Source organism: Bradyrhizobium sp., assembly GCF_035652035.1.
Classification (GTDB): domain Bacteria; phylum Pseudomonadota; class Alphaproteobacteria; order Rhizobiales; family Xanthobacteraceae; genus Bradyrhizobium.
On the sequence record NZ_DASREO010000110.1, the window covers coordinates 17,386 to 42,703 of the forward strand.

The window sequence follows — 25,318 nt, forward strand, 5'->3', positions numbered from 1 at the left end:
AACTTTTGATACTGATAACCATAGGCAATTGCGCGCGCGAGGGCCCGGGCAGGCCCAGCGCTCACGCAACGTCGCCATGGGAGCTTACTTACCGGTGCTGTTTGATGACTTGATGACAGCTTTGTCATAAGCGGCGGCCGGGGGGCGGCCAGCTTCGTACGGGTGTCATATTCCGGACCGATAACCCTACGCAGGCTGAGGACCTGGACGCCCCGCCGCAACCCGCTCATTCCATGGAAAAGGCGCGAAGGACGCATGACCGGTCCGCAGTCATCGCAGTTCGTGGAGCACCTTCGCCGCGCCGGACACCTGAAGCCTGGCTCGGAAGCGTCTGATCAATCGCAAGGCAACAGCCAGCGCAGTGGGCAGCCCGTCACCAATGGCAAATTGTGGGAGCTGACCGAGCTCTCGCCGAACGACCTGGCCGACGAGATCGCCCGTTTCTACAAGCTCACGCGCATCTCGCTGCAGGACATGCTGCAGGCGACGTCGCTTGCGGCGTCGTTCTCGCCCCGTTTCCTGCGCGAGACGCTGGTATTCCCGTTCCGTACCGATGACGGCATGGCGCTGGCGATGGCCGACCCGGCCGACCTCGCCGCGCTTCGCGCCGCTGAAATCGTGCTTGGGCCGGAGATCGCCGTCAGGATCGCCGCCTTTGATGATCTCGGCACGGCCCTCGACCAGCGCCTGGCCGAGGACAGCGCCGAGGCAAGAGCCGATGCCGACGGCTTTTCCCAGCTGCGCGAAGACGACATCGAGAGCCTGCGGGACCTCGCGAGCGGTGCGCCAGTGGTCCGCGCGGTGAACGACCTCCTGGAAAAGGCTGTGGAGCTGCGCGCCAGCGACATCCACATCGAGCCATTCACGACCGGCCTCGTCGTTCGCTTGCGCATCGACGGCCTGTTGCGCCCGGTCGCAGCGCCCGCTGGCGTGCTGCCACAGGCGGTGATTTCCCGCATCAAGATCATCGCAAGCCTCAACATCGCCGAGCGGAGGCTGCCGCAGGACGGTGCGGCCCGCATCAAGGCAGGACGCGCCGACATCGATATCCGCGTCGCCATCATGCCGACGCAAGCCGGCGAATCCGCCGTCATCCGCATCCTGCCCAAGGACCGCGGGCTTTTGATCACCGACAAGCTCGGCTTTTCCGCCGCCGACGAGGCCAAGCTCAAGCGGCTGATCAAGCTGCCGCATGGCATGATCGTCATCACCGGACCGACCGGCAGCGGCAAGACCACCACGCTCGCGACCATCCTGTCGATCCTCAACGAGCCGAGCCGGAAGATCCTCACCATCGAGGACCCGGTCGAATACGAGATCCCCGGGATCAACCAGTCCCAGGTCAAGCCCGCGATCGGGCTGACCTTCGCCAACGCCTTGCGCTCCTTCGTCCGCCAGGACCCCGACGTCATCATGGTCGGCGAAGTCCGCGATTCCGAGACCGCCCATGTCGCGGTGCATGCTGCGCTGACTGGCCATCTGGTGCTGACCACCTTGCACACTGAAACCGCGGCGGCCGCGGTGCCGCGCCTGCTCGACCTTGGCCTCGAGGGTTACCTGCTGCGCTCGACTTTGCGGGCCGTGATCGCCCAGCGCCTGGTGCGCCAGCTCTGCGAGCGCTGCAAGACGCCGAAGCAGTTGAGCGCGGCCGACCTCGCCGACGACCCCCGCCTTGCGACGCTCGGGTTCAAGGCGGGCGAGACGTTGCATGCACCCTGCGGCTGCGAGCGCTGCAGCGGCACCGGCTATCGCGGCCGGCTTGGTGTTTTCGAGCTGCTCGAGCTCGACAATGAGCTGCGCGAATTGATCGGCGAGCGCACCGACGGCCTGAAGATCGACCAGACCGCGATCAGGAACGGCATGACCACGATGCTCGATGACGGTATCGCCAAATGCCGCGCGGGGCTGACCTCGCCCGCGGAAATCCTCCGCGTCACCACCACCCGCTGACAGGTGCACGTTGCCGAACTTCCGCTACCGCGCGCTCACCCAGAACGGCGAGATCGTTAACGGCACCATAACGGCGCCGACGCTCGCCGAGGTCGCCGCGCGGATCGAGTATCTGCACCTGTTGCCGATCGAGACCGTCGAGGACAAGCGCAAGCCCGCGAGCGCCGGCGGGCTCAGCCTCAGCCTGTTCAACCAGCCAGGCCCTGCGGAGGTCACCGTCTTCACCCGCGATATGGCCCTGCTGCTCAAGGCCGGCGCGCGGCTCGACGACGCGCTTGAACTTCTGGCAAGCGACGCCGATGTGGGGCGGCTGCGTCCCGTGGTCGCCAAGCTCCGCGCGTCGCTGCTCGCAGGCGAAAGCCTCGCCGAGGCACTGTCGGCCCATCCCAACCTGTTTCCACCGATGTACGTCGCCCTGGTGAAAGTCGGCGAGATCTCCGGCACGCTGGACCAGGTGCTGGAAATGCTCGGCGCCGAACGGGCGCGCTCCGAGCAGATGCGCCGCAAGCTGACGGACGCGATGCAATACCCTGCCTTCGTGCTCGTCGCAGCCTGTTGCGTGATGCTGTTCTTCATTCTGTTCGTGCTGCCGCAGTTCTCCTCGGTGCTGCAGGATTTCGGCGCCAAGTCGGATACCGCGCTCAGCTATTTCCTGCGCCTGTCCGATTTCATGCGCGCCAACGGCACCGCGCTGTCGCTCGCAGCGATGGCAGCGATCATTTCAGCCTGGATGGTGCTGCGCCGGCGCGAGGCGCGCGCGGCCATGGTCGGCGCCGCCGCGCGGCTGCCGGGTCTGTCGAGCGTGTTCCAGTTCTACCGGACCAGCCTGTTCTGCCGCAATCTCGGCGTCCTGCTTGGCTCTGGCGTCAGCCTGACCGCGACGTTGCGCATTCTCGTTGACATCATGGCGGTGACCGGCCGCCTCGACGCCTGGACCTTGGCCGCCGACCGGGTCCGGCATGGCGGCAAATTGTCGGAGGCGCTGTCGGCTTCATCCAGCCTGCCGCCGATGGCGCTACGGATGCTGCGGTTGGGCGAGGAGACCGGACAGCTGCCGGTGCTCGCCGGCCGCGTCGCCGAATTCTACGAAGCCAAACTGCAGCGCAGCCTCGACCGCATCGTCGGCATTATCGGACCGCTCGCCATCATCACCATCTCGACCGTCGTCGGCGGCCTGATCGTCTCGGTCATGACCGCGCTGCTGTCGGTCACGCAACTCGTCGGGTAAGTGGAAGGACCAAGGCCAATGTCGAACAAGAACAGAAGCGGATTTCTCGGCCTGCGCAGCGGCAGAGATACCAACCGGAACGGCGAGCAAGGCTTTACGCTGGTCGAAATGCTGGTGGTGATTGCCATCATCGGCCTGATCATGGGCCTGATCGGCCCGCGCGTGCTGAACTATCTCTCCGAATCCAAGGTCAAGGCGGCCAAGATCCAGATGCAGAGCTTTGCCAGCGCGCTCGACCTCTTCAATCTCGACGCCGGCCGCTACCCTTCGACCTCGGAAGGCCTCGAAGCGCTGGTGCAGCGCGCACCCGGCGTCGCCGCCTGGAACGGACCGTACCTGAAGGGCGGCAACGTGCCGATGGATCCCTGGGGGCACCCTTATATCTATCGCGCACCCGGCGAGCATGGCGCGTTCAATATCGTCTCGCTCGGCGCCGACGGCGCGGAAGGCGGCAGCGGCGTTGCGGCCGACATCTCGCTCGACACCATCACCAGCGCGAGCGCCAACTAGGACTGAACGGCCATGAACGAGGCGCAGCGCGGCTTCACATTGCTGGAAATGGTCTGCGTCATTGCATTGATTGCGATGATGGCCGCCGTGCTGCTGCCGCTCGTTCCGCGCCAGACCTCGCGCGCCCGGCTGCAGGCCTATGCGATGGAGGCGGCGACGCTGCTCAAGGACGACCGCAACGCGGCGATCGCACGCAACACCGACGTCGCGACCCTGGTCGATGCGCCCTCGCGCGCGATCCGTTCCGGCGCCTCGGGAATGATCCTCCGCATTCCCGCCGATGTGCGCTTCGATGCGCTGCTGCCCCAGAGCTGTCACCGCCGGCCTGCGCTGTCGAGCATCAACTTCTTTGCCGACGGCATGTCCTGCGGTGGCGCGATCACGCTGGCGCGGCTCGACACCGCCTATGAAATTCGCGTCAACTGGCTGACCGGGAGGGTCGAGATTGTCTCCCGCTGACCAATTGCGACGTGACCGGACCGATGCCGGCTTCACCATCCTGGAGGTGCTGGTCGCGCTTGCGATTGTCGCCGTGTCGATTGTCGCCATCGGCTCGGTGATGTCGACCAACTCCCGTGGCGTGACCGCGCTGGAAAACCACATCGCACTGGTCGAGACCGCGCAGACGGTGCTCGCAACCGAAATCCCACAGCGCAAGGAGCTAGCCCCAGGAAGCAAGGCCGGCCAGCTCCGCAATTATCGCTGGCAGGTCGATGTCTCCCCGGTCGGCGGCGACTGGGAGCCGCCCAACGATTCGAAGGTCGGCTGGACGCCCGAGCTTGTCAAAATCCACGTTCGTTCGCCGACCGGCGCGCAGGTCGATCTCTCGACCATCCGCCTGATGCCAAGGTCGCAGCAATGACGGCACCGGACCGACAGCGGACGAGCGAAGCAGGCTTCACCCTGATCGAGGCGCTGGTTGCGCTCGCGCTGACCGGCCTCGTGCTGTCGGCGCTGGCGACGCTCACCGCGCAATTCCTGCCGAATTGGAATCGCGGCATCGACCGCATTCAGCACAGTGAGCTGATCAGCATGTCCATGCAGCGGATCGCCGCCGATCTCGCTGCCGCCGAATTCATCCCCGCGGGGAGCGACGACAAGAGCGAGAAGAAGAGGAAGCCGCTGTTCGAGGGCACGCCCCTCTCGGTCACCTTCGTTCGCACCGCGATCGGCCCCAATGCCGGCATCGGGCTCGACGTGGTCAGGATCGGCGAGACCACCGATCGCGGCCATCTCGTGACGATACGCACGCGCGCTGGCTTCGTACCCTTGCCGCAAGGCGCCTCGCCCTCGGAGCAGCTTCGCTTGACCGATCCCGTCGTGCTGCTCCGCGCGCCGCTGCGGCTCTCCTTTGCCTATGCGGGCGAGGACAGGGTGTTTCACGAGGACTGGAACGATGCGGACAAGCTGCCGGTCGCGATCCGCCTCACCGTGCGCGACACGGCAAGCGAGCATGTGCTTGCGGTATCGACCGTCACGCCGGTTCATGTCGATGCGCCCGCCGGAAAATCCGGCGAGGGCGCCGACGAGAACAAGAATGGCGCGCAGGACAACAATGGCGACGATAGCAACGTCGTGGGCGGCAGCGGCAAGCGGGGCGGGTCGTGATGGCAGGGTCAATCCGCCTCAAATCGTCTGATCGCTCCGAGCACGGCTTTGTGCTCGTGGCCGTGCTATGGATGCTCGCCGCGCTGGCGCTGCTGGTGACGATCTTCACGGTCCATTTGTCGGCGTCGGCGCGTGCGGTGTCCCTCAACGACGATGCGCTCAAGACGGAGGCTTTGGTCTCGGCAGGCGTCGAACTCGCCGCCTATCGGCTGCAGCTCGCCGACGACAAGAAGCGTCCACCGGAAGGCGCGTTTCATGTCCGGCTGAGCGGCACGGACGTAGCGGTGTCCTTCATCACCGAAGCAGCGCGGGTCGATCTTAACGCCGCACCGAAGGAGCTGCTCAGCGGGCTGCTAACCGTGCTCGGCGCCGGCGACGACGCCGCCAAGGAAGCGGCCAACCGCATCGTCGGCTGGCGCACCAAGGCCTCCGCCGATGGCGACGCCTCCAAGGAGGTCGCGCTTTACCAGGCTGCGGGCCGCACCTATTCGCCGCGCCAGGCGCCGTTCGCCCATGTCAACGAGCTTTCGCTGGTGCTCGGGATGACGCCCGCGCTGGTCGAGCGCGCGCTGCCCTACGTCACTGTGTTCTCCGACAGCCCCGGCGTCGATGTGATGGTCGCCCCGGCGGAAGTGATCGCAGCGCTTCCCGGCATGACGCCGCTGAAGCTGAAGCAGTTTCTGGGCGACCGCAGCTCCCTGGTCAACGACACGGCCGCGCTGTCGTCATCGCTCGGAGGACCGAACGGCGGCCCCAATACGGGCGCTGAGCAGGGAAAGAGCGACGCCTACCGGATCCGGGTGGCTTTGCGCTTTCCCGACGGCCGCGAGACCATATCCGAGGTCGTGATCGGCCTCAAAGCCAGGGACGTTCCTTATCACGTGCTGTCCTGGCAGAACGACGTGCCGAGAGTTGCGCGCGCGCAAATGGAGTTTTGAGGCGTCATGTTGGCGGAGCTGAAGGAGCTGTTCGGGGTGTGGATCGCTGCAGTGACTGCGGCGGTCCATGCCATCATGACCCGCATCGTGCCGCAGCGGCGCATCGAGCTTGCCGAGGGCGAGGCCGGTCGTTTTACGGCCCGCATGATCTCCTCGGCCCGCAAGGGGGCGGCGCTTGCGCCATTCGCATTCGAGCTGACACAGGGTCACCCGCGGCCTGCGCCGAGTGGCGAATGGCAGGCGGCGCTGCGCGGCAGCCGCATCGATATCCTGCTGCGCCCCGAGCATGTGCTGTTCCGCCCGATCGATTTCCCCAGACAGGCTGCCGATTTTCTCGAGGGCATGGTGCGCGCGCAGATCGATCGGCTGACGCCCTGGGTCGCGAGCGAGGCGCTGTTCGGCACGACGGCGCCAGTTCCGATTGCCAATGAACGGATCGCGCTCACTCTCGCGGCAACCTCGCGGCAGAAGATCCAGCCGCTGCTTGCGTTCGCCGCCGATTGCGGCGCGGCCTCGATTGCAGGCCGGGTCGAGGCGCCGGATGCCGAGCGAGGGGCCGCGCCCATCAAGCTGTTCGAGCGGACGCTGACAGGCGCGGCGGGCGGAGCGATGGACGTGGCGCGCCTGCTCCGCATGACGCTGCTCGGCGCGGGGCTTGCCGCGGCGGCTTCGCTCCTGATCTCGGCCTATCTCGGCAGCGAATACGCAGCCGAGCAGCAGGAGCTGCAGCAAAAGATATCGCAGCGCCGGGCGGCGCTGCGCATCAACCGGGCCGACGGCGCGGAGATGCTGCTTGCCAAGCGCAAGCAGTCCTCGCCCTCCAGCGTCATGGTGCTGGAGGCGATCTCCCGCGTACTGCCCGATACCACCTATGTCACCGAGCTGCATGTCGAGGGCGACAAGATGCAGGTGGTCGGACTGACCCAGGACGCACCGTCCCTGATCAAGCTGATCGAGCAATCGCCGCAATTCACCCGGGCGACCTTCTTCGCGCCGACCACGCGCAGCCAGAATGATCCGGGCGAGCGGTTTCACATCGAGGCGCATATCACGCCCTATTTCGGACCGGGCTCATGAACCAGGCCGCGACCTTACGCAATTTCCTGAACCAGCCGCTGGCCGCCGCGGCCTGCTTCGCCGCCGTCGTGGCGCTGCTCTTGTTCACCATCATCTCCTCGCTTGCGGACGTACTCTCGCAGCGCGCCGAGGTCGTCGCGTCCGCGACAATGCTCGAGCAGTTCGAAGGACACAGGCCAGCCGCCACCCGCAGTGCAACCGGCGGCGTTGCTGCGCCGAGCGGCTCGCCATTTCTTGAGGGCGCCACCGTCACCGTCGCGGGCGCTGCCCTGCTGCAGCGCGTGACGGCGGCGGTGACGAAGCTCGGCGGCAGCGTGCTGTCGTCGCAGGTCGACCTGCAGGGCACCGAGGCCAAGGCCGGCTTCCTGAGCGTCATTGCAAGCTGCGAGATCGACCAGGTGGGCCTGCAACAACTGCTTTACGACGTCGAGGCCGGCATGCCATTCCTGTTCATCGATCAGCTCGTGGTGCAGGCGCCGTCGAACTTCAGCGCCTCGACGGACGGCAAGCTGCGCGTGCTCTTGACCGTGTCGGGGCAGTGGAAGGGTGGCAAATGAGGCTGCGCAACATGACGCATTGGCGGGCGATCACAGCCGCTTCGCTGCTTGTCGCCGCCCTCGCCGTTCCCGGCTCGACCGCCGCCGTGCCGACGGATGCCACCGATCTCGACGCAGCGCCACAGCACCGCGTCGACACGCCTGCGACGCCGTCGCTGTGGAATCGGCCCGCGGCGCCCGCACCCGTCGTGGTCAAGGTGACGGCGCCCGCAAAGCCGGCGGAGCCCGAGCGCGCCAGGAGCGCCAATCCCTTGTGGGCAATACCGCTTGCGACGCTGACGACGACGCGCGACCGGCCGATCTTCTCGCCGTCGCGCCGGCCGCCGCCACCGGCCGCGGTGCCGGCGCCCGTGGCGGTTGCTCAGCCGCCGCGGCCGAAGCCGGCCAAGGTCGAGCGGCCACAGCTTGCGCTGGTCGGCACCATCGCCGGCGCCGACCAGAGTTTCGGCATCTTTGTCGATCAGGCCACCAAAGCCGCACTGCGCCTGAAGATCGGCGAGGAATATCAGGGCTGGCGCCTGCGCGACGTCGCGCCGCGCGAAGTAACGCTGGTGCATGATGAGGAAACCGCTGTGCTGAGTCTGCCGCCGCCGGATGCAGCCGCGGCCCAGCCCGTGACGATGGAGGCGCAGAACACCGGCGCGATTACCGAGCCGCGACGCCTGCGTGGTGGAAGGCGTTAGACTCCATCGCCCGGCGTGGCTCGAAGCTCCGACTGCCGCTGCTTGGGACCTCACGAGACCATCCAGTCCAGCTGCTGCAGCGCCAGCGTCGCCAGAAGACCCAGTGCGAGAAATGGCCCGAACGGCAGCGCGGTTTGCCGTGTCATGGTGCGGCCCTTGGCGTGCAAGGCGACGGCCGCGATCAGCGCAGTCACCGAGCCCACCAGGAGCTGCATGGGAATGCCGGCCACCCCGATCCAGACCGCGGAGGCCGCCAGCAGCTTGACATCGCCGAGCCCGAGGCCATGGTGCCCGCGGAAGCGGAAATAGAGCCAGCGCAGCGCAACCACGATGGCGCCGATGATCACGCCGTCGATGACGGCTGCAAGCGCCGCGTCACGCCCATCGAGCAGCCAAGCCTGCACCAGGCCCGCGAATGCGATGAACAGATTGAGCCAGTCCGGGATGATGCCGTGCCGGAAGTCAATCCACGCCAGCACGAGACTGGCGATCGCGAGCAGGATAAGAAGAGCGGCGGCCATACGAGGATGAGGTCATACGAGGCAGGATCCACCCTGCCACGGTGGTACGAAGAAAGGGATAGCAAAAAAGTCCCCGGGGCCGAACCCCGGGGCCATTCTGACGCACTCTTTCTTGTTACCGAATATCTGTTTCTTGTTATCGAGGATCCATTTCTTGCAGCAAAGACTTGTTGCCAAAAAATCCATCTGGCGGCCGGATTATGGTCATTCCGCGATGACCTGCGTGTGACCGATTTGTTGAATCTTGCCGACGCTGCGGTCAGGATCGATACCGGATCACTGGGCACGTGCCTTCTCATTGTGTGCGAGAAAATGCCCGCCTGGGATTCTGTCACGCTGCTGTGAGCAACGACTGCTACGAGGCTCAGTCCGGCAAGGATTTCCGTCCGGCAATCCCCCTGCTTTCAGAGGATTACTTAATCATGACACGCTTGCGCTATGGCACTGCGGCAGCGATTACGTTGCTCGCGGCAGCATCGGCAGCAAAAGCCGATCCGACGCTCACCTCCGTTCCGAACAGCCTCACACAATCGTCCATCTTTTTCGGCCCGTGGACGCTGCACGAACACAGCAAGTTCTTCAATCACGACGCTTCGGGCATCGTGCCCCCGTCGAACCTGACGCCGCCCTACAATCCCACGCTCTACGGCACGCCTTATGCGGACTATTGCTCGGCCTCGGGCGAGCACACTGTGAATCACGAGAAAAGCGTGATGCAGCCTTATTACTTCCCGTTCGTCCGCGCGCATGGCGAGGTGCTCGAGGGCTTCTTCGACTATCGGCCGCGCAACGAACAGGAAGCCACCGTCTCCGCGGTCTCGATCGACAACGGCGCGACCTGGCGCTTCACCGGCAAGGCGCTCGCGCTCAATCCCTACTGTCCCTGGGATCCGACCGACCCTGACAACCTCAATGTCAACGTCAACGGCACCAAGACCGCCTACGGCTCCGACGCCAACAGCGCCGGCGACAACGGCCTCGGCCATGCCTTCGTGCTCAGCGTGAAGGGCGTCGAGCGAATCTATCATCTCAACCGTGCCAATGGCCACATCGACAGCGATCAGCTGGTGGTGCATGCGCTGCATCCGGACTCACTGGATTCCCTGTATGGGCTGCCCGTCTTCGGCTACGTCAGCCCGCTGGCGTCCGGCGGCTATCCGACGCTGCATCCGGGCTCCGGCGCGACCACGGGCCTGATCGATCCCGATGCGATCCTGGGGTCGGTGCACACGGGCAACCAAACCACCGTCGTCTATGTCTCCAAGAACCTGACGCCCGGCGACACCGGTTTCCCGAGCAATCAGCAATGCCCGAAGACGCCGGGCTTTGCCCTGACCAATCTGGACAATGGCAAGGCGCGAAAGGCCAATCATGACGTGATCACCATTCGCGTCGCGACCACCACCGACGGCATCAACTTCACCGACGCGGGGGCGGCCACCGGCCTCGAAGATCAGACCACAGTCGCGCTCAACGGCATTCGCTGGCTCGGCAGCGGCAGTCTCATTCGCATCAGTGACGGCCGCTACGGCATGTTCTTCGGAGCCGGCAACTGCCTGGACAATGATTCCGACGGCTTCCACTTCATCGGCTATGCAGAAACCACTGCGCCGGTTCACACCGCGGCCGACTTGCTGTCGTGGCATGTCGTGAACGGCTTTGACAATCCGATCCTGTCCACCGACACGGTGGTGGATACGTCGCAGACCCCGCCCCGGAAATATCCGCTCAATGCGCCGATCATCAATGTCAGCGGCGCGGACGTGGCGACGGCGGCTGAGGTGGCACCGTTCACGCCGCCGGCGGCCGGCTTCAACACCAACTTCTTCTCCGGTCGCGTCTATGATCCGCAAGCGGTCTATACCGACGAACAGACGGTGACGATCGTGTTTGCCGGCTACAACACGCCGCAGCCCTCCAACAATCTGGGCGACTATCGCTCGATTGGTCGCTTCCAGCTGCATGTGCCCCGCGGCTATTTCGCGCCGCCGTCATACGGCGAGTGACGACGGCTCGCTTCGCTTGACAAGCAATGTTGCGGGCCGACGGCGATGTCGGCCCGCAAACATATCGGAGGCTGTTCACCGGAAAATCTTCCAATCTGCCGCGCACAGCGCGCGACACCTCGGGCCGATTTTTCTTCCCGAAAAAAATTTCGATGGTATCCGATTTTTGTCTGACGGTTTCACAACACCGATACGTCTGCGTCATGTTGGCACACTACACACCGCCGCGCTAACGCAAACTCCCTGGGGTCTCAAATGACTTTCAACTTGAAGAAGACGTTGCGGGCGACAACCGCACTCTGTGTTGCATCCACCATTGTTATGACGAACGTCGCTTACGCCGCCGGACCCGACTCCGGCCCGGCCAGCGGAACCGATGCCGCTGCCAAGCTCGCCACCGCGTCTCCCATCAAACACGTCATCGTGCTGATCGGCGAAAATCGCGGCTTCGACCACACGTTCGGCATCTACAAGCCGAAGGGCAAGGGCGAGACCATTTCCAACCTGCTCTCCAAGGGCATTGTCAAGGAAGACGGCACGCCCGGCCCGCACATTGCCCAGGCGCAACAGTTCTCGGTCGCAGCCCAGACGTCGTACTACATCGGCGCGACGACGATCCAGAAGTCGCCTTATAGCCCCACCAACGTGATGCCGCAGCCGAACACCAACGGCACCCCCACCGCCCAGAGCGACACCAGCCCGCCGTTCAAGAGCATTGCGGAAGCGAGCGTCGAGAAGGACATGGAGAAGGCCAATCTCGACATTCTGACCACTGGCGCCAGCGGGCTCGCCACCGGTGTCACCGACACCCGCGTTCCCGGCGCAGGCTCGCTCACCGGCCCGTTCCCGCTGCAGGGCCCGCAGATCAGCGACGACGACTACACCGGCGACACCACCCACCGCTTCTACCAGGATTGGCAGCAGGAAGACTGCCGCGCCAACCGTGCGACCGCCGCCAACAATTCCGGCTGTCTGCACGACCTGTTTCCCTTCGTGATGGCGACCTATTCGGCCACCAACAAGAGCGAAGGCAACTCGATGGGCTTCTACAACGCCGAGCAGGGCCAGGCCCCGTTCCTCAAGGCGCTGGCCGATCGCTTCACGCTGAGCGACAACTTCCATCAGTCGTTCCATGGCGGCACCGGTGCCAACCACTTCATGCTCGGCACCGGCGATGCTGCGTACTGGAACGATGGCAAGGGCAATCCGACCGTGCCGACCGTTGCGATCGCAAATCCGAACCCGGTCTCGGGCACCGTCAACCAGTACACGGTCGACGGCAATTTCAGCGAATGCGCCAACGCGTCCCAGCCCGGCGTCGGGCCGATCGTCTCCTACCTCAACAGCCTGCCCTACGCGGCGGAGCCGAACTGCCAGCCGCAGCATTACTACATGCTGAACAACATCAATCCGGGCTACCTGCCGAACGGCGCGCTCGCCGGCGGCAACAACCTGCCGCCGCAGACGGTGAAGACGATCGGCGACGCGCTGATCGCCAAGAACATCTCGTGGGCCTATTACGGTGGCGCCTATAACGACGCCGTGATCCTCTCCAACGAGGCGGTCGCCGCCAATCCGACCAATCCGAACCTGTCGGCCGCAGCTGTCGCCGATCCGGCTCATGCGCTCGGCGTGGCCTACTGCCAGATCTGCAACCCGTTCCAGTATGCGACCTCGATCATGGCCAACCCGAATGTGCGCGCAGCCCACATCCAGGATACGGCCAACCTGATCTCCGCCATCAAGAACACCAACCTGCCTGCGGTGTCGTTCGGCAAGCCGGACGGCCTGCTCGACGGTCACCCGCAGAGCTCGAAGGTCGACCTGTTCGAGGCCTATGTGCAGAACGTTCTCGATGCGCTGGAAGCCAATCCCAAGCTGAAGGCCGAGACCGCCGTCATCATCACCTGGGACGAGGCCGGCGGCTACTGGGACTCGGGCTACATCCAGTCGATCGACTTCTTCGGCGACGGCCCCCGCATCCCGACCTTGATCCTCTCGCCCTGGTCGACCGGCGGCAAGGTCAACCACAACTACGGCGATCACGTTTCCATCCTGAAGTTCATCGAGCGCAACTGGAACCTGAAGCCGCTCACGACCCGCAGCCGCGACAACCTGCCGAACCCGACCTACGCGAACGGCAACAAGTACGTGCCGACCAACAGCCCGGCGATCTCGGACCTGTTCGACGCATTCGACTTCTCCAACGCGGTCAACATCCCCTACACCGAGTAATCGGTCAGGATATGTGAGGCGAATCGACAGATGAATTGGCGCCGGACGGACCCTCGCGGTTCGGCCGGCGCTGATGTTTTGGTCAGCGCTTTGGTACCGAGAGCAAACTGATGATCGAGCGCTGGACGATTTCGGCGGCTGCGGGTGGATTGCGATGCGCCCTGCTTGCGCTCATGGCTGCGCTGGCCGGCGCCACGCCGAGCCAGGCGCAGCAGTTTTCCGCTGATCTGGTGCGAACCCATAACGGAGTCACCACAGCAGCGGGGCGCCTGTACGTATCCGGCGGCAAAGTCCGTATCGAAAGCCCGGACTTTCCCGACGGCTTCTTCCTGATCGATGGTGCAGAACCTGTCGCCTATTTTGTGCGGCCGGCGCAAGCGGTCTTCATGGATGCCCGCCAATCAACTGTGCTGACGCGGCTGTTCGTGCCCGTCGACCCCGACAATCCTTGCCGGCAATGGCGGACCATGGCCGAGATCGCCGGGCTTGCCGAGCAGGGCGATTGGCGCTGCGAGGCAGCCGGTCTCGAAACGATCGAAGCGTCCGAAACAACGGCCTATCGCGCCACGCCTTCAACCGGCCGCGCCTTCATTGGCTGGATCGACCGCAGCAGGCGATTCCCGCTGCAAGTCAGGACCGACGACGGCGCGATCGTCACCATTCAGGGCATTCGCGACGAACGGCAGCCTGCAAACCTGTTCGAGCTGCCCAACGGCGCACGCAAATTCGATCCGCAATCGCTGATCGAGCAGATCAAGAAGAGCGACGTCTGGGTTGACGCGCCGAGGCTGGCGCCATGATACCTCGGCGACAGCCGCGTGCCATCATCCGCCTTGAAAGAGATACCTTTTTTACGGGCTGGGGGGCGCATTACAGGAATTTGCTCCCCGGATCGGCATGTAAAGACGAAAAAAATTTGATCAGTGTCTCCCGTGGGGACGTTTGTACAACCGTCACAATTCCGATAAGAATCGCGCCGGCGTTCCTCTCCAGCTCTCGTGCAAGCCTATGAAAATATCCGACGTGACGTGTGCGCATTGTGGTGCGCTGTATCTGTTGGCCGAATCCGTTTCGGTCGATAGCTCCCCGGGTGACGAGGCCTGCAAGATCTGCGGGAGGACCCTGGCGGGCGCGAACGACGGCAAGCTCCGCGCGTTTCGCCTGATGATCCCGCCCGCCTCACGGCTTCCGCGCACATCGCTCTCGCCAAGGACTTCGCCGTGAGCTTTTGAGAGGCGCTAGCAGTTGGCGGCACATGCGCCGGCGCCCTCTTCGCCCTGCGGCATCACGCCTGCTATTTGCCCTGAAAGTTCGGCTTGCGGCGCTCATTGAACGCGAGCACGCCCTCCCTGCGGTCGGCGGTCGGAATCAAGCGATTGTAAGCCTCGATCTCGAAGGCAAGACCGTCGGCGAGCGACATCTGCAGGCCGCGCTGGATCGCCTGTTTGGCCTGACGTACGGAGAGCGGGCCGTTGCCGGCGATACGCCCGGCGATCGCAAGGGCGGCGGCGAGCAACTCTTCCGGTGCCAGCACCCGGTTCACCAGCCCCCACCGCTCGGCCTCCTCGGTCGTGAACGGCAAGCCGGACAGGATCAGCTCTTTCGCGCGTCGCTCGCCGATCGCGCGCGGCAGGTTCTGTGTGCCGCCGGTCCCGGGCATGATGCCAAGGGTCACTTCAGTCAGCGCGAACCGGGCATTGCTCGAGGCGTAGACGAAGTCGGCGGCCGCGGCAATTTCGCAGCCGCCGCCATAGGCTGCGCCATTGACCGCCGCGATCACCGGAATAGGACAGGCCAGCATGGCGCGGAGCATGCGCTCGAAGACAAGATGCTGGGCCTGCCAGGCCTCGTCCGTCATGCCGTTGCGCTGCTTCAGGTCGCCGCCCGCACAGAACGCCTTGCTGCCCTGCCCGGTCAGGACGATCGCCCTCAAGCCTTCGAGATCGAGGGTCAGTCCCTCGAACAGCTCCATCAGGTCGAGCCCCATCTGGGTGTTCAGCGCGTTCGCCACATCCGGCCGGTTCAACGTGACAACCAGAACGTGGTTGTCACGCCGCTCGGTGACGATGGTCTCGAAGTCACTGCGCATCGGTCTAGTCTCCGTATACCGCCTGCGGCAGCCACATTGTCAGCGCGGGCACGTAGGTGATGATCATCAACACGATCAGCAGCAGGATCAGGAACGGCAGGACGCCGCGAATGACCTCGCCGATCGGCGCGCGCGAGATCGTCGACAGCACGAACAGGTTCAGTCCGACCGGAGGATGGACCAGCGCGATCTCCATATTGTGGGTGAAGATGATGGAGAAGTGAACCGGGTCCACGCCCAGCGCCGGAAGCACCGGCGCGAGCAGCGGCAGCACCAGCAACAGCGTGGCGATCACCTCGAGAAAGCAGCCCAGCACGAGCAGCAGCACATTGATGGCCAGCAAAAACTGCCAGGTGGCGAGATTGCGCGCCAACACCCATTTGACAAGCTCGGCCGGAACGCCCGAGGCCGTCATCCAGTGGCCGAAGGCCAGCGCCGCCGCGACGATCAGCATGATCGCGCCCGCGCTTTTGAGCGCGTCCGCCACCACCCACAAGGTTTCCGACCAATGGAAGCCTCGGTAGTAAACCAGGCTGACGACCAGCGACACCACAGCGGCGATGGCCGCGGCTTCCGTCACCGTCACGATGCCACCATAGATGCCGATGAGCACGATCACCGGGACCATGAGGGCCGGGATTGCCCGCAATGTCACGCGAACACGCTCCGCCCAGGGCAGCCGCGGCTCGACCGGGAATTTCCGCCGCCGCGCGTCATACCAGACCCACAGGAAGAACACGGTCGCCTGCAACAGGCCAGGCAACAGGCCGGCAAGGAACAGACGCGGCACCGACTGTTCGGCAACGATGCCGTAAAGGATGAGCGCAAGCGAGGGCGGGATCACGATGCCGATGGTGCCGGAGGCGCCGACCACGCCCAACGCAAAACTGCGCGGATAGCCCTTCTCGATCATCGCCGGCAGCAGGATCGTTCCCATCGCCAGCGCGGTCGCAACCGAGGAGCCTGAGATGGCGGCGAACAGCGTACAGGCCACCACCGTCACGAGCCCGAGCGAACCCCTGATGCCACCGAGCCAGGCGGCGGAAACATCAACCAGCGCCTTGGCAACGCCGCCGTAGCGCATGAAGGTGGCCGCCATCACGAACAGCGGCAGCGACATCAAGGTCGGCGAATTCAGGTGGTCGATGACGACTTGCGCGACGCCAACCAGCGGCTCGCCGGACGCAATGTAGAGAACGGCCGCGCACAGCCCGAGCACCAGGAAGATCGGCATTCCGACCGCCAGCAGGCCGAAGAACAAGAGCAGCAACAGGAATACCGACATAACCGCTGCGCCCCGCCTGCTCCGACGCCCTTAATCCGCCCCGGGCGGCAGAGCGCCTGATACGCCGGTTCGTTCGTGCTCGGGGATGTGGCCGACGGTCATCATCTCCGGATCAAAGGCGAAGAGATAACGGTAGAGCCTGGCGAGATAGCGCCCGGTCATCAGCAGCGCCCCGGTCGGGATTGCCGCGGAATAAAGCCAGATCGGAAACTGCAGGTCCGACGAGCTGCGCTCATCCAACTGCCAGGAGGTCGCAACGATGCTCCAGCCGTACCACGCAAGCCCGATGCAGAACACCAGCGCGGCGATGCAATTGAGCACCTCCATCCAGCGCTGCACACGCGGCGAGAAGGCCCGGAGCACGAGATCGGGCCGCACATGGCCGTCCGTGCGCACCAGTTGCGAGGCCGCCAGCATGATGCCCCAGACGATCAGGTAGACGATGACCTCTTCGGCCCAGGAAATGGCGTAGCGCGGCGCGATATAGCGCCCCGCAACCTGCACGACGCCGACGAGCATCGCAGCGAGGCCGAGCAGGCCGATCAGGAATCGCTCGGCCTTGTCCCACCACGCGTCCTGCAAGATCCGCCGGCTGTCGGATGAAGCCATCTCAGCTGTGACTGCCGACTGCATCGTTCACAAGCTTGACCATATCGGCCGAAAGCTTGGCGTCACGGATCAGATCGGCTTGCGCGGCGATCATGCGCTTGCGGTCGGCCGCGATTTGGTCCGGCGAGGGATCGCCGAAGGTGACGCCGTGCGATTTCATCGTCTCGCGCGCGTCGGCTTGCGATTTCGCCGACATCGCGCGGTAACGCTCGATATTCTCGGCCCAGACATCGCGCATCAGCTTGCGATCGGCCTCACTGAGCTTGGACCAGAATGCGTCGCTGATCATGGGGATGTAGTTGGCGAAGAACTGGTGGTCGGCGTAGGAATATTTCACCCCCGCGTCCCATAGCTTGGCGGAGGTGCAGCTTTCGTCGGAAGAGACGAATCCGTCAAACGTGCCTTGCGACAGCGCCAGCGGGACATTGGGCCACGGCGTCACGTTGGGGATGGCGTGCACGAAGGCGATGCGCCAGGAAATGCCCGCCCCGCCGGGGCTGCGGATCTTCAGCCCGCTGAAATCCTCCAGCGTGTGAATCTCTTTCTTGGTCGTGTACCAATTCTCGTTGCCGAGATCGAGCCAGTGACCGAGGATGTGCGAGCGCACCTTGGCCTCGATCTGCTTTTCGACGAGCTCTCCGGGAGGGCCGTCCGTACAACGGTGAACGACATCGGCCGTCTGGCCGTAGAGGGCGGGCAGCTGGGCGTAATCCGCGTCGGGGACGAGGCCGGTAATGGTCCAGGTGCCCGGGGCGGCCATGTCGACCTGTCCCTGGATCAAGGCCTTGGTGACATTGAGATCGGCAAACAGCTGGCCGGAATGAAACACCTCCGACTTGATCCTGCCTTTGCTCGCATCCTCGAGCTTGGCGAGGTAATCGACGATCGCCTGGTTGCGCGGGTGGGATGGCGCCGTATCGAGGGAGCAGCGCAGTTTGATGCTGTCATCTGCTCGCGCTTGACGCAGCAGGTATGGCGTGGCCAGCACCCCCGCCACGCTCCCCATGAAGACACGCCGATTCCATCTCGAAACCATCACTCTCCTCCCGACGTTCTTTCTTTGCGCTTTTTCCAACGATTGCGCCGGGGCGTGCTATTTGCAACGAAATTCAGGTGGCCAGGCCGTCGTCCATTAGGCCAAAGCACCTGTCTCACATGGTGGCATGCCGGCGATTGCCGCCGGTCGTCGCGGGTCCGGCTGCGGCAACCACGAGATGTCTGGAGGTTCGTGCACCCCGTGGGTCCTCAGAAGAAGCGGCTGGCGGAGAGAGTGTCAGCCAATCCCCATTGAAAGATCGGGAATTTTCGACCTTTCCAGACAAAACCCACGGGCAACAGCCTGAAGAGCCTGCGCCTCTTCCGGACGGTGCCGTCGCGCCGGTTCGCCGTAGCTGGCGCCAAAAATATCGAAAACAACCCCATGCAAAGTAGCCGGCGGGTTGGACCGAAAGCTTGCCTCGTCGGGCAAATCAGCGGCACAATTTCATCATCCACACAATTCGATGAACGACCACGGGCACGCACGGACGCTGTCCCCTATAAGGTGAGGCGCCCCTCTCACCTATGATCCGACGTTGCGTTGCGACAGCTTCAATGCATTGATGCGATCCTGTTCCGCGTGGCCGCTGAAGACAAGCGCCGACGTGAGCCGCGTGAACAGAAAGGTGGACGTTCTGATCCCCTTCCGCGTCACCGCGATAGAGATTTCTCCAAGTTCGATCGTTTCTGTCATCAGCAGCCAGGCTGGTTCTTGATGATCTCGAAAATGCTCTGCGTAGCTAAGCGATCATGCCCCATGATTGGATAGCTCTTGCCGAATGTCCGCTGCCGATCCCAAGAAGACATCGACGAGAACAAAAGCATAAAAGTGGAGATCGAACGGCTGACTGATAAGCTTTGATCGCAAAGCTTATCAGTCGCCAAAATTCCACAACATTCGATCTGCGAACATCGTGGCTCAAGTCGCCGCCATGGCGAGACGAAGAAGATCTATTGAGGCTTCTTGCGAGAACCCACACAGCACGCGCAGACAAACCTAGCGTCCCAGTTCGCGGGACCATTCTCGAAGGGATCAGGCACGCGCGCCTTTCTAGGCTCGCGTTTCCACGGCGATTAAGATGACCTGTCTAGGCCACTCTTGGCTGCGCAACGGGACGCTTCGAGAGGGTGGTGATAGCGCGACCGCAGACTTCAGGCGGTAGGCTGTCGCCGCCGGAGGATCGATTTGATATCTAGCCAGTGCAGCTTTATCGCTTTGGAGCTGCACGCGATTCCTAGCTCACGATACGCATCGAACTGTTCCGGTGAATAAAATTGGTTAGCTGTCGATTCATTTGGATATTCCGGGTGTTGCGCACGATATCCGCGCGCGCCGAACGGCGTCTCCTCAATCAGAGATGCCTTCACGTAAATTAAGGTCGTAGCGCGCTTAGGATCGTTGGCATAACGAATCGTTGCTTTGACACATGGAAGCGATGCAAACTGTGCGTCATTTGGGTAACGTGGTGCAGCGGACCGGAAAGGCATAATCGCATCAGGACTCGTGTCAAAGTCCATTGTCGCGCTGAAGTCCTCCTCGATCCTGCGAGACAAGTTCACTAGCGCGGGAAGGGCAGTGGTTGGATCGGCTTCGCCATCGAGCGCAATGATCAAGTCAACCTTTCGGCGGACGAGTTCATACACGCCAAGATTCTCAAAGTGTCCACCGTCACTAATCTCGACAAATGTACTTCGCGCGGTGTAGCCCCTTGAGAGGGGGCCATACCAAAGGTTTGGAAAAAATGGTGTAGGCTTCAGCAAATTTATTCTGGGCGAACTGGAGGGGCGGCGGAGCCATACCCCGAGCCGGATATTGAAAAGCGTCAAAACCAGCGAAACGGCCCTGTTTCGAGTGATGCCGGCGCCGGCGTATCCAGAGTTTGCATCTGCCGCTGCTCCCGATGCTGCAACGGCCGTAGCTAGCGAGACTTGTCTGTTCTTCCACTCATAGGATTCTAGGGTCTCCCAACCATGCTCGTGACCACCGATGTGAAGCGGCGTGACCGCAAAGCTCGCGCCACCTCGCCGCGAAAGCATTGGGTTGCGATCATTCACGAGGATTGCGTTGCAGTTCACGATCGGAAAAAGTCCGACGGACTTTTGACGCCGTTGCTGCCATGCATCCGAGACCGACAACCGATCAGCCCGGAATGAAAATGTGGATCGACCCTCTAACGTGCTCTTCTCGGAGGGCATGAATAGTTCCATCAGTCTATCGCGATAGAAACGATGGAGACCAGTTGTATTTGAGTTCGACGAAACTCCGAAGATGATGGAAAGGACGACCACGCCAGCAGCAATGAGGCCATAATTGTAGTGGACTGCGATCAACTGCGGATCATAGAGAACGACGTTCACATGGTACCCAAGCAACACTACGCTGTAGAGAAATACGCAGGCAACGATGGACAGACCAACCTGGGTTACAGCGCCAAAAATGATTTGTTTGGATTGAGACAGATGACCCATTAAGGCCGTGATCAAGCCGGAGATCGTAGACACGGCGCTGATAGGTATGGACGTCAGGCCAAATACGTATTTGTAGGCAGCCGGTATGCTCGCAAACACAATTGCAAACACGGTGAGTTTTAGGAGCTTGCCTCCGACCACCTCGCAGGTTCTTCGGAGACTGTAGTCAGCATTTCTATAGGTTTCTCCAAATATCAACATACCCAAGAGATTTAGGGATGGAATAAGGCTGATCGATCCAAGCGTAAGCAGGACTACAGCGAAGATGAAATCGGAGACTGTTATCCTCGTACTCAGGCTTTGAATAGGACTTTGCAGCCTGTCTAACAGGTCAGAGAGAAGCACGAACTCGAAAGCAAGGAGCAGAATTCCAATAACGCCCAACGTGACCGCGGCCAGTACGAATCGCTTTGTCAGTTGCTCTGGGAATTTTGTTACACTGATAAACGCTACAAATAGCGATAGAACCGCAAGCAACATGATGCCGATGCAGCCGATATAGAAGCTAGCTCCGTAGAATATCGAGATGCAACCTTGCTTGTCAGGCCATAGATGCTTCTCGTCCCCAAGCTTCACAAAGCAGGCCGAATCGCCGGTCCAACTTGGAGTCATGATACTGGAAGGAATGAGGTTCGCCGCGACGTAGGTTGCGCCTATATGCACGAAGATAAGAGACGCTAACAGTTGAAGGGCATAGAAGAATAAGACGATCAGGGGGAACCAAATAGCGACGCTCAAGAAGGCCGTTCGAACCACGACTGTCAGAGCCGAAAAGATGTCAAAACCCCTGCCCGGAACAAGATAGTTGGCGTGCCATCGCAGATATTGAAGGTTGCTCTGTCCTTTCAAAGGATGGACGGCTAAGTCAGCATCCACTCCATACGGAAAGTGCTGTTTTCCGGCGTCGCTCCCTGGATCCCTACAAAGCAGCCATTGCAAGCCTGCTCCGACATAACCGCCACCGGAAACCGTGGAAATGTAATCGATTCGAGAAAGTACTCCTGAACGCGCCAATGCTTGTAGCGCACCCAGGCAAAAAGCAGCCGAACGTATTCCTCCGCCGGAAAGCGAAACGCCGGTCCAGATTTTCTTCGAGCGGCTTCCTGTGCGGTTCTCGATGCTCTCGTGCTCTCGCGCGAGAATTTCAGCAAAACCATCAGCGCCGACCCACCGGCGCTTGCATCCAAAGCCGCTCGACATTTCGCTCCCTCCGCCTGTCGGTGAAGCATAGACTGAATAACTCTATTGACTAAAGCGAAATTTGTGATCGACTATCCCTGTGGTTGAAACGGAGGACGCGCGATGTTGCATCCTAAAGTTTTCGCGTGTGCTGTGATCGCTGTTTGTGCCTTCAGTGAACCTTTGTCAGCACAAAGTTGTGCCGATCTGGCCAGGGCTATGGGTAAAAGTCCGGACGAACTGGTCGACGGACTTACCTATGTCCGCGTCGGCTCGAGGTGGCGGGAGCTTACTAGTCCGACTGACTTGGGGCTGTCAGGACCGACGACTCTGGAGGGTATTCACGTAGTGAAAGACCTCACCGGCCAACCTCGTGTCGGGGTTGTAGTGATAAAAACCGGCCGGGTTGGCCAGATAACAAATGCTTCTGCTCGTCGCGTTGCCTTGGTGAGACGCGGTTACAATTCCTGTAATCCAAGCGTTTCCGTATCCTCTGTTTCGGGCGAAGTCTACGATGGTTTCCATGACTACGGCTACACCAACTACGACCGCAATGAGCTCGCCAAGTTAGAACGATTTCATACGGCGTTCGGAAAGGACTGTAGGCAGAAGACCGACGATGACCCAGGTGGCTTTGGTCGGCACTACAGCAACCGTTCGCAATTTTCTTCCACGGAAGATGTGGTCGACTATGGCTCGTACACCTCACTTCAAGCCGCTTGGAGTCGCATCCATTTCATCCAACCGGCAGTTGCCAGCCCAATAATTGGCAAAATCGACCGTGAGACTGAGATTAGGTCCTACACTACAAACGAGGTCGGATACGCGTGCCTCAAGGTATCGATACAGTACGTCGACGGAGGAAGCTTCTTTAGGACCAATGACCTGGGAGCACCCCTTGATCTTCAATTTCCCAGGGAGAGGCGGTACTGGAAGCGCGATTGACAGAATGTTAATCAAGTTTCGGTTTACTGCATCGGTCTGGTTTGTAACATGACTGCGTAATGGCCATCGCACACACTCTGCCGCACAGAGGCTCGCCCGCGGAGAGCGCTTTCCGTAGCCCAGGTCCGTATGGACTTCCTTGGCTAGTCGCGGGCCTTTTTTCCGAAGCAATGTTCGTTTTTTGTCGAGCCGCTGCACAAGGCTCTTTTAGCGTTGATGACGCAGCCTGTTGGATTGCCGGGCTTACGCCTTTCATTATCCAATTCAGTGCTAACCGCTTCTTTTCGGTGCGTTCAGCGAGCTTGGTCGAGGTTTGGATGCTCGCTCTCGCTACGCATCTGATCCTCCAATTGTCGGATGTGGCCCATTTCGTGGAGTACCCGATAAACTTGAGACTAGATTTGGGTCTGGGGCGTGGCCTCGTAACCGCTAGCGTGTACATCGCTCTTGCCTTGGTGCCTCTACTCACCCTTGCAATGGTTCGTGAGGATAGGGTAGTGCGTGCTCGCTCATACGCGTCAACAGCGTTGATCGCGATCCCGTGCATGGCTATAGCGCTGTTTTTGCCGTATTGATTAGGTGACGGTTACCCGCACCCGTGCCATAGCACATCTCCCGTGAGCTTGCAGATACTTGGCTTGTTGCCGACATTGAGCTCGAAGGACGTACCAGAGGTGCGCTGCGTCGGTCTTCCAGCTTTGCTGCTTTCGAAACCTGCGCGCTAGCAATCGCAGGGGCGCCGGCTGCGGATCGTCGATTCCGCCCACCTCGACGGGATTGCCGGTCGCAACGGCGCGGTTTGCCGACCGGCAATCGCGACACCGACAGTGCCGGCGCCTTCTCCACTGCCCTCGTTGTTGCGTCCTCCTGCGGAATACGAAGCAGCGATCGGAGGGAGCTTCTGATGGCGCGCACAATGAAGGCTACCGAAGTACCAATCGATCGGCTTGACGCTATGCTGGCGCGATTGCAACTCTCCGGCATCCGCGACCAGCTCGACAATCTGCTCGACGAGGCAGCTCGTGCGAACCTGTCGGCGCGTGAGACGCTGATCCTGCTGTGCGAGCGCGAGATCCCGCGCGATTCTGGCTGGTTACACGGTGCAGTTCACCGCGGCGACGACGCTGGTCGCTGGCCTCGCCAAGGCGCATGGCGAGCGGCGCCTGGACGAGAGACTGCTCGCGCTGGCGAAGCCAAAGCTGCTGATTGTCGACGAGCTCGGCTACCTGCCGCTGGAGCCCGACGCGGCGCATCTGTTCTTCCAGCTTGTCAGCCGCCGCTACGAAACCGGCGCCATGTTGATCACGTCGAACCGCAGCGTTGCCGAATGGGGGACTGTGTTCGCCGATCCGGTGGTCGCCACCGCGATCCTGGACCGGCTCCTGCACCACAGCCACGTGCTGACGATCCGCGGCGACAGCTACCGGCTCCGCGCCAAACGGAAGAGCGACCTCATCAAGGCGCCGCCCGCCGGTGACGGCCCTCCGCCGGTCGGCCGCATGCCATCGCGATCCAGCGCTGCGACGTCCGCGATCCGGACGGGATCTTCGTCGAACGCCCTTGGCAGCCGGTGAACACGCCCATTCACGACCGGGCTGGGCGGCTCGTGCTTCTGCTGCACCACGTACCAGCGTGGGTCCGCGCTGAACACTTTTGAGCGGCCCGAGACATAGGTGACAGAACGTACCGGACACATGGGTTACACTTTCCGCTTTTGTTCTGCGGGAGGTGTGGATGCCGTGGAAAGCGAGTTCGGTAATGGAAGAGCGCCTTCGCTTTGTCGCCCGGCTTCTGGATGGGGAAGCCATGACCGAGGTCTGCCGGGAGTTCGGCATATCGCGCAAAACCGGCTACAAGATTTTCGATCGCTACAAGCAACACGGCCTGGAGGCGCTTACCGATCACTCTCGGCGGCCAGTACGCTATGCCAACCAGCTCCCGCGGCAGGTCGAGACCCTCATTGTCCAGCTCAAGACCGGAAAGCCGCACTGGGGCGCGCGTAAGATCCGCGAGCTTTTGGTACGGCGGCTCGATGGCGACATCAAAGTTCCGGCCAAAAGTACCATCCATGCGGTGCTCGATCGTCATGGCCTGGTCAAGCGCGGCGGCGGGCCGCGCCACCGCGCGCGCGGCACGCCGCTGTCACAGGGGCTGGCTCCCAACGACCTCTGGTGCGCCGACTTCAAGGGCGAGTTCAAGCTCGGCAATGGCCGCTACTGCTTCCCGTTGACCGTCAGCGATCATGCAGCGCGCTTCCTGTTGCTTTGCGAGGCGCTCGACTCGACGCGCGAGGATCCCGCCATAGCCGCCTTCGAGCGCCTGTTCCGCGAGCGCGGCCTGCCGCTTGCCATCCGCTCCGACAATGGCGTTCCCTTTGCCAGTCCCAACGCC

At 62.4% G+C, this 25,318-nt stretch carries 20 protein-coding genes and 1 pseudogene; 15 read left to right on the forward strand and 6 right to left on the reverse strand.

Annotation, left to right across the window (positions count from 1 at the left end; genetic code table 11):
• Positions 1-255: 255 nt before the first annotated feature.
• Genes VFB05_RS30855 through VFB05_RS30900 form a run of 10 tightly spaced genes read left to right on the forward strand, consistent with a single transcriptional unit; the run spans position 256 to position 8,551 of the window.
• A complete protein-coding gene (locus tag VFB05_RS30855; protein WP_325019734.1) occupies positions 256-1,950 on the forward strand; it encodes a GspE/PulE family protein in 1,695 nt (564 codons plus the stop codon).
• Between the two features lie 10 nt (positions 1,951-1,960).
• On the forward strand, positions 1,961-3,178 hold the full coding sequence (locus VFB05_RS30860; RefSeq protein ID WP_325019736.1) for a type II secretion system F family protein: 1,218 nt from the start codon (positions 1,961-1,963) through the stop codon (positions 3,176-3,178).
• Between the two features lie 18 nt (positions 3,179-3,196).
• On the forward strand, positions 3,197-3,688 hold the full coding sequence (gspG, locus tag VFB05_RS30865; RefSeq protein WP_325019738.1) for a type II secretion system major pseudopilin GspG: 492 nt from the start codon (positions 3,197-3,199) through the stop codon (positions 3,686-3,688).
• Between the two features lie 12 nt (positions 3,689-3,700).
• Entirely contained in the window at positions 3,701-4,147 is a 447-nt protein-coding gene (locus VFB05_RS30870) for a type II secretion system protein (RefSeq protein WP_325019740.1), read from the forward strand.
• Positions 4,134-4,550, forward strand: a complete 417-nt coding sequence (locus VFB05_RS30875; protein ID WP_325019742.1) for a PulJ/GspJ family protein — start codon at positions 4,134-4,136, stop codon at positions 4,548-4,550. Before VFB05_RS30870 ends, VFB05_RS30875 begins: the two co-directional genes overlap by 14 nt.
• Complete coding sequence (locus VFB05_RS30880) at positions 4,547-5,296, forward strand: PulJ/GspJ family protein (RefSeq protein WP_325019744.1); 750 nt, start codon at positions 4,547-4,549, stop codon at positions 5,294-5,296. The genes VFB05_RS30875 and VFB05_RS30880 overlap by 4 nt, the downstream gene beginning before the upstream one ends.
• Positions 5,296-6,234, forward strand: coding sequence for a type II secretion system minor pseudopilin GspK (locus VFB05_RS30885; protein ID WP_325019746.1), 939 nt, complete (start codon positions 5,296-5,298; stop codon positions 6,232-6,234). The genes VFB05_RS30880 and VFB05_RS30885 overlap by 1 nt, the downstream gene beginning before the upstream one ends.
• A gap of 6 nt (positions 6,235-6,240) precedes the next feature.
• Positions 6,241-7,311, forward strand: coding sequence for a PilN domain-containing protein (locus tag VFB05_RS30890; RefSeq protein WP_325019748.1), 1,071 nt, complete (start codon positions 6,241-6,243; stop codon positions 7,309-7,311).
• Positions 7,308-7,868, forward strand: coding sequence for a type II secretion system protein GspM (gene gspM, locus VFB05_RS30895; protein ID WP_325019750.1), 561 nt, complete (start codon positions 7,308-7,310; stop codon positions 7,866-7,868). The genes VFB05_RS30890 and gspM overlap by 4 nt, the downstream gene beginning before the upstream one ends.
• On the forward strand, positions 7,865-8,551 hold the full coding sequence (locus VFB05_RS30900) for a hypothetical protein (RefSeq protein ID WP_325019752.1): 687 nt from the start codon (positions 7,865-7,867) through the stop codon (positions 8,549-8,551). Before gspM ends, VFB05_RS30900 begins: the two co-directional genes overlap by 4 nt.
• Positions 8,552-8,601: 50 nt before the next feature.
• Here the strand turns inward: VFB05_RS30900 and VFB05_RS30905 are convergent, their stop codons facing one another.
• Positions 8,602-9,072: an A24 family peptidase gene (locus VFB05_RS30905; protein WP_325019754.1), complete on the reverse strand. Its 471-nt coding sequence runs from the start codon at positions 9,070-9,072 to the stop codon at positions 8,602-8,604.
• 422 nt (positions 9,073-9,494) lie between these two features.
• Here VFB05_RS30905 and VFB05_RS30910 point away from each other — a divergent pair, with 422 nt between their 5' ends.
• The 3 genes from VFB05_RS30910 to VFB05_RS30920 all read left to right on the forward strand — a co-directional run bounded on the left by VFB05_RS30910 (position 9,495) and on the right by VFB05_RS30920 (position 14,113).
• The gene (locus VFB05_RS30910; RefSeq protein ID WP_325019756.1) at positions 9,495-11,078 is read left to right on the forward strand and encodes a hypothetical protein; all 1,584 of its coding nucleotides are present in this window, start codon (positions 9,495-9,497) and stop codon (positions 11,076-11,078) included.
• Positions 11,079-11,333: 255 nt separating this feature from the next.
• Positions 11,334-13,313, forward strand: coding sequence for a phospholipase C (locus tag VFB05_RS30915; RefSeq protein WP_325019759.1), 1,980 nt, complete (start codon positions 11,334-11,336; stop codon positions 13,311-13,313).
• A 110-nt stretch (positions 13,314-13,423) separates the two neighbouring features.
• A complete protein-coding gene (locus tag VFB05_RS30920) occupies positions 13,424-14,113 on the forward strand; it encodes a hypothetical protein (protein WP_325019761.1) in 690 nt (229 codons plus the stop codon).
• 494 nt (positions 14,114-14,607) lie between these two features.
• Here the strand turns inward: VFB05_RS30920 and VFB05_RS30925 are convergent, their stop codons facing one another.
• From VFB05_RS30925 to VFB05_RS30945, 5 genes are all read right to left on the reverse strand, one after another.
• Positions 14,608-15,402 carry an enoyl-CoA hydratase/isomerase family protein gene (locus VFB05_RS30925; RefSeq protein WP_325019763.1) on the reverse strand — a complete coding sequence of 265 codons (795 nt, stop codon included), beginning with the start codon at positions 15,400-15,402 and terminating at the stop codon, positions 14,608-14,610.
• 4 nt (positions 15,403-15,406) lie between these two features.
• Positions 15,407-16,687 carry a TRAP transporter large permease gene (locus VFB05_RS30930; protein ID WP_325019766.1) on the reverse strand — a complete coding sequence of 427 codons (1,281 nt, stop codon included), beginning with the start codon at positions 16,685-16,687 and terminating at the stop codon, positions 15,407-15,409.
• A gap of 30 nt (positions 16,688-16,717) precedes the next feature.
• The gene (locus VFB05_RS30935) at positions 16,718-17,296 is read right to left on the reverse strand and encodes a TRAP transporter small permease (protein WP_325019768.1); all 579 of its coding nucleotides are present in this window, start codon (positions 17,294-17,296) and stop codon (positions 16,718-16,720) included.
• 1 nt (position 17,297) lies between these two features.
• On the reverse strand, positions 17,298-18,332 hold the full coding sequence (dctP, locus tag VFB05_RS30940) for a TRAP transporter substrate-binding protein DctP (RefSeq protein WP_325019770.1): 1,035 nt from the start codon (positions 18,330-18,332) through the stop codon (positions 17,298-17,300).
• A gap of 1,154 nt (positions 18,333-19,486) precedes the next feature.
• Positions 19,487-22,003, reverse strand: coding sequence for a patatin-like phospholipase family protein (locus tag VFB05_RS30945; protein WP_325019772.1), 2,517 nt, complete (start codon positions 22,001-22,003; stop codon positions 19,487-19,489).
• Positions 22,004-23,831: 1,828 nt separating this feature from the next.
• Between VFB05_RS30945 and VFB05_RS30950 the strand changes: the two are divergent.
• A pseudogene (locus tag VFB05_RS30950) lies at positions 23,832-24,501 on the forward strand (ATP-binding protein).
• A 160-nt stretch (positions 24,502-24,661) separates the two neighbouring features.
• On the forward strand, positions 24,662-25,318 hold a 657-nt coding region (locus VFB05_RS30955; RefSeq protein WP_325019776.1), incomplete at its 3' end, for a helix-turn-helix domain-containing protein.

What these genes read in the sequence shown, in the direction of transcription:
- VFB05_RS30905 (WP_325019754.1), bottom strand. Translation starts at nt 9,072, where the DNA reads ATGGCCGCCGCTCTTCTTATCCTGCTCGCGATCGCCAGTCTCGTGCTG.
- VFB05_RS30920 (WP_325019761.1), top strand. Translation starts at nt 13,424, where the DNA reads ATGATCGAGCGCTGGACGATTTCGGCGGCTGCGGGTGGATTGCGATGC.
- VFB05_RS30935 (WP_325019768.1), bottom strand. Translation starts at nt 17,296, where the DNA reads ATGGCTTCATCCGACAGCCGGCGGATCTTGCAGGACGCGTGGTGGGAC.
- VFB05_RS30880 (WP_325019744.1), top strand. Translation starts at nt 4,547, where the DNA reads ATGACGGCACCGGACCGACAGCGGACGAGCGAAGCAGGCTTCACCCTG.
- VFB05_RS30910 (WP_325019756.1), top strand. Translation starts at nt 9,495, where the DNA reads ATGACACGCTTGCGCTATGGCACTGCGGCAGCGATTACGTTGCTCGCG.
- gspG (WP_325019738.1), top strand. Translation starts at nt 3,197, where the DNA reads ATGTCGAACAAGAACAGAAGCGGATTTCTCGGCCTGCGCAGCGGCAGA.
- VFB05_RS30930 (WP_325019766.1), bottom strand. Translation starts at nt 16,687, where the DNA reads ATGTCGGTATTCCTGTTGCTGCTCTTGTTCTTCGGCCTGCTGGCGGTC.
- VFB05_RS30900 (WP_325019752.1), top strand. Translation starts at nt 7,865, where the DNA reads ATGAGGCTGCGCAACATGACGCATTGGCGGGCGATCACAGCCGCTTCG.
- VFB05_RS30945 (WP_325019772.1), bottom strand. Translation starts at nt 22,003, where the DNA reads ATGTCGAGCGGCTTTGGATGCAAGCGCCGGTGGGTCGGCGCTGATGGT.
- VFB05_RS30925 (WP_325019763.1), bottom strand. Translation starts at nt 15,402, where the DNA reads ATGCGCAGTGACTTCGAGACCATCGTCACCGAGCGGCGTGACAACCAC.
- VFB05_RS30855 (WP_325019734.1), top strand. Translation starts at nt 256, where the DNA reads ATGACCGGTCCGCAGTCATCGCAGTTCGTGGAGCACCTTCGCCGCGCC.
- VFB05_RS30915 (WP_325019759.1), top strand. Translation starts at nt 11,334, where the DNA reads ATGACTTTCAACTTGAAGAAGACGTTGCGGGCGACAACCGCACTCTGT.
- VFB05_RS30870 (WP_325019740.1), top strand. Translation starts at nt 3,701, where the DNA reads ATGAACGAGGCGCAGCGCGGCTTCACATTGCTGGAAATGGTCTGCGTC.
- dctP (WP_325019770.1), bottom strand. Translation starts at nt 18,332, where the DNA reads ATGGTTTCGAGATGGAATCGGCGTGTCTTCATGGGGAGCGTGGCGGGG.
- VFB05_RS30885 (WP_325019746.1), top strand. Translation starts at nt 5,296, where the DNA reads ATGGCAGGGTCAATCCGCCTCAAATCGTCTGATCGCTCCGAGCACGGC.
- VFB05_RS30890 (WP_325019748.1), top strand. Translation starts at nt 6,241, where the DNA reads ATGTTGGCGGAGCTGAAGGAGCTGTTCGGGGTGTGGATCGCTGCAGTG.
- gspM (WP_325019750.1), top strand. Translation starts at nt 7,308, where the DNA reads ATGAACCAGGCCGCGACCTTACGCAATTTCCTGAACCAGCCGCTGGCC.